Below are 4,033 nucleotides of genomic sequence, written 5' to 3' on the forward strand. Positions count from 1 at the left end.
TCGCGGGTCAATCTTGCCCGCCGTCAGGCAGAAACTCCACTTATCGCGCTGTTCAGATTTGCGGGACCAGCTCAGAGGTCGGTTCGCGATCGTGCAGCAATCTCATGGTCATGGGCGTGTGGCTATTGATTAATCGCACGTAGTGGCAGCACACGATTTTGAGCGAGCCTCCTTGGCAATGCCCGTTTGCAGTCGCATTGGTGTAGCCGAAGTACTCCAGCACGAGCACGCGAACGTTGTGTGACAATTCATCGGGGGCGTCGCCGTAATGCAGGATTTGATCGCGAGAGCGCGGCTCCTTGCACTATTTGATATTGCGATTTTGTTACAGTTCCGCCCAGAGCGATCGCACGCAGCCGAAGGGCGGCACATTCCACGGCCACATTTTGAGCCATTACTGCAACTGAGCATGAGCCAGCGAGATGGCGTCGCCGAAAGTGCGGTCGCATCAGCGATCTGGGCGCGAGCCCTTTGCAGGGGAGTGAGCTAGCAAACCAGCCCGCCGCGGGCTACAAGTGAAAACTTCGATCTGACGGCGAGGCGCCTCGTTCAGCGAAGAGAAGCGACTGGGCTGTTCAGACTTTCTGCTGAGTTTGTCGAATCGGAAAGGGAGCTACATGAATCATCTTGGCAGCAGCCAACGTCGCACAACATCTGTGATGACGGCCGAACAGTGCGAGCTGGAGCGCTGCAGGCAGGAGATTGCGCGCCTCAAACAGCTGGTTGTACGACTTTCTGAAATTGCTTTGCGCCACGTCGTAGAAAGCGCGCAAAGCGGTCAGAATGGCCCCGAACGTCTGGTTGAGCCGCCGAAGTCATAGTACGAAAAGCGACCCCGCGCTTGGCTGCTCTCGGCAGTGTGAGCGGCCCCGTCACGCTCCACTTGTCAGCGGCAGAGCCAATCAACCGACATCAGGTGCTCGAGCGTGGGGCAGTCGTTCAGGACGCAAAGGAGCAGTTTCGGATCGTGTTCGAGAGCTCTATTCAGGATGTTGAGGATTTCAGGGCCAGCTGATCGGGTTCGACTGCTTCTGAGCGCAGTCGCTTGCGGATCTGGCTACGGGCTAGCTCAGGACTACATTGTCGATCAACCGAGTCGAGCCGACGTACGCTGCGACACAGAGCACCGCCGGATAGCGCAGCGGGCTCTCGGCAATCCTGAGGGTCCCAGCGTCGACAAGCTCAAGGTACTGTAATCGATCGACCAATTCCAAATGCTTTGTTGCAAGCGCAATCAGCGTTGCCGCGTCGCGCTCCCCTGAGGCAAACTCTTGCGCTGCGGCGAACAAGCCACGGCTGATCGCAAGGCTCCGACCGCGCTCTTCCGGGCTGAGATAACGGTTGCGACTGCTCATTGCCAGCCCGTCCGGCTCCCGCACGGTTTTCACGGTGACAATCTCGACCGGAAGATTCAGATCAACCGTCATGCGGCGTATCACAGCGCATTGCTGAAAATCCTTCTGTCCAAAGTACGCGACGTCCGGCTGCACCATGTTCAATAGCTTGCAGACGACAGTCGCAACACCACGAAAATGTCCCGGCCTGAAACCTCCGCAGAGCGGTTTTGCGAGTTCGCCCGGCTCGACTAAGGTCTCGAACTGAGCCGGATAGATCTCCTCTGCACCTGGCGCGAAGATGATGGAGACGCCGGCATTACGGCACAAGGCTTCATCGCGCGCGAAGTCGCGAGGGTACCTGCCGAGATCCTCATTTGGGCCGAACTGAGTGGGGTTGACGAAGATGCTAACGACAGTGACGTCGCAGTGTCCACGGCTAGCCGAGATCAGGGACAGGTGGCCATCGTGCAGGTATCCCATCGTCGGAACGAACCCAATGCGCTTACCGGCGTTGCGGACGTCTGCAAGGGCCCGACGCAGCTCAGCGAGCTTCGTAATTACTTGCATTTCTTACCTTGCTTCAGGTTGAATTGGAGGGCACCCAATTGGCGATGGCATCGCGAAGCTGATCAGGAAGCCGATAGCACTCCTCTGAGCCCGGGAATGCACCTTTGCGAATATCGGCAGCCCAGCGCGATAGCGCCTCCTGGAACAGCTGGAATCCATTTGTATAGGCACGAACGAATTTGGGGCGGTGGCCTTCGGTTAGCCCCAAAACATCATGGAACACGAGCACTTGGCCCGAGCAATCGGGTCCTGCTCCGATCCCGATGGTGGGTATCGTGAGAAATTGGGCCGCTCGCGCCGCGAGCTCGGCAGGGATTCCCTCCAGGACCAAAGCGAAACAGCCGGCTTCCTGCAGACGGTGCGCGTCATCGAGCAGCCGCAAGGCGGTATCCGTTGTCCTTCCCTGCACCCTGAATCCACCCATGACGTTGACGCTCTGCGGGGTCAGACCGAGATGTCCCATCACAGGAATTTCGCAATCGACCAAGGCGCGTACCATCTCGACGCGTTTGGCACCACCCTCGAGTTTCACAGCATCGGCGCCACGCTGCAGAAAACCTCCTGCATTGCGAATGGTATCCTCAGAACCGACATGAAAGCTCAGAAAGGGCATGTCGGCCACAAGCAGGGCATGAGGCCTCGTGCGCGCAACAGCCTCCAGGTGATGATTCATCATGGCCACGCTGACGGGCAGCGTGTTGTCGAATCCCAGACAGACGTTTCCAACGCTATCGCCGACCAGGATGATATCGACAATGGGATCCGCGATGCGCGCCGCAACCGCATCGTAGGCGGTGGTCATCACGACACGACGTCCTTCATCCTTCCACTGCTGCAGTGCCGGAATCGTGACACGTTCTAGAGGCTGCTCTGAACTGTGGCTCATATTGAATCCGCTCCCCACACACCGTCGGCGCTTCCTAGAGAAGGCGGGAGAAGCCTGTCAATGGCATTGAGGATGGAGATCCCAGTTCTCTAAAACTGGAGAACAGCGCAAAAACAGTCCAATGGTCGCGCAACCATGAGCCAAGACCTTCCTCATCGCGATTTCACCACCCGATGGCTCGTCTTCCCCTACAGTTTCAGCGACTATGCCGGCCGGAGCCGCGATCGAGGAGCGGCGCTCGCGACGAGCCACCATCTGCACGCGTTTCTGGGCTGATTGCAGTCTCTCCAAACGGTGACGGCTCGACCGGACCGAGCTGGAGATGCGCGCAGTGGGGACTCCGTCTTGGGGGCCCACCTCCGTGCCTGCCCCTAGGGGTACTCGTGAGGCTCCTGCTTCGGCGCTAGCGCGCCGAGCAAAGCGAACGGATGGCAGGCCAGGAACGTCCAAAGCTGACAGGCCGCTGTGAACGCAGCGAGAGCCGCGGTCGAGTAGACGTCGTCGCGAAGGCGCTCAGACCGAGCCAGCCTGCCGGCCCTGTAGGCCCTGAAGTCGATTATTTGTGCCGATGCTTCTGTCACTTGATTTCCACGCGCTCTAGGGCCACTCGAATTCGCAACAAGTCTGACCGGGGCGGTACCGGCACAGCTCGGCCGAGTCCTAAGCCGCTCGCAACCATCGAAGCCATTTCTGATCGGCCTCCCGTCGCGCCTTGAAGCGATTGACGCATTTCTTGGAGCAAAGGGCCGTTCGCCACCAGTAATGGCGGATCAGCCCAAACTTTCCACCGCATATCGCGCAGCATGCGGCTGAATCGTCGAGGGAATTCCGGAAGCAAACGTGCATTTCTCGCCTCCTGTCAAACATCTACTTGGGAAGCCCCGCTGCCCCTCACGGCAGCACCTCGCACGCACCAACGGTGCGGCCGCCCGGCGGTCCGTCTCCCTGGTCTCACAGCCATCAAAGAGCCTTGACTCTGATGTGCGGCTACTCGCGAAGCAGTACTTTCCGCAGAATGCTTCGCCGAGAATTTCCTCAAGATAGTGGATTTCTCTATCGTGATTGAGACAATTCGTCCGGCATTTCAGCTAAATGCTGCGCTTTCATAGCTAGTCCGCAGGATTACTGCGCGAGTTGAATCAGGAGCGATTAAAGCAAGTGCTTAAAGTGAGCTGGCCCCGGTTGTCTGAACAGAATATCCGCGTCGATAAGTGGAGCCTCTGCCGGGGTTAGGCTGCCGTGC

Annotated in this window: 3 protein-coding genes; 1 reads left to right on the forward strand and 2 read right to left on the reverse strand. The window is 58.6% G+C overall.

Features of this window, described 5'->3' with window-relative positions; all coding sequences use genetic code 11:
- Positions 1-617: 617 nt before the first annotated feature.
- Positions 618-821, forward strand: a complete 204-nt coding sequence (locus D6B98_RS39385; RefSeq protein ID WP_126262230.1) for a hypothetical protein — start codon at positions 618-620, stop codon at positions 819-821.
- Positions 822-1,064: 243 nt separating this feature from the next.
- Here the strand turns inward: D6B98_RS39385 and panC are convergent, their stop codons facing one another.
- Positions 1,065-1,904 (reverse strand): pantoate--beta-alanine ligase, encoded by an 840-nt coding sequence (gene panC, locus D6B98_RS39390; RefSeq protein ID WP_126262231.1) that lies wholly within the window; start codon positions 1,902-1,904, stop codon positions 1,065-1,067.
- A 13-nt stretch (positions 1,905-1,917) separates the two neighbouring features.
- Complete coding sequence (gene panB / locus D6B98_RS39395; RefSeq protein WP_164719168.1) at positions 1,918-2,790, reverse strand: 3-methyl-2-oxobutanoate hydroxymethyltransferase; 873 nt, start codon at positions 2,788-2,790, stop codon at positions 1,918-1,920.
- Positions 2,791-4,033 lie beyond the last annotated feature (1,243 nt).

The sequence above is a fragment of the Bradyrhizobium sp. LVM 105 genome (genome assembly GCF_003957705.1).
GTDB lineage: Bacteria > Pseudomonadota > Alphaproteobacteria > Rhizobiales > Xanthobacteraceae > Bradyrhizobium > Bradyrhizobium frederickii.

Bases quoted from the DNA above. Each gene is read 5' to 3' on its own strand.
- D6B98_RS39385 (WP_126262230.1), top strand. From the start codon at position 618: ATGAATCATCTTGGCAGCAGCCAACGTCGCACAACATCTGTGATGACG.
- panC (WP_126262231.1), bottom strand. From the start codon at position 1,904: ATGCAAGTAATTACGAAGCTCGCTGAGCTGCGTCGGGCCCTTGCAGAC.
- panB (WP_164719168.1), bottom strand. From the start codon at position 2,790: ATGAGCCACAGTTCAGAGCAGCCTCTAGAACGTGTCACGATTCCGGCA.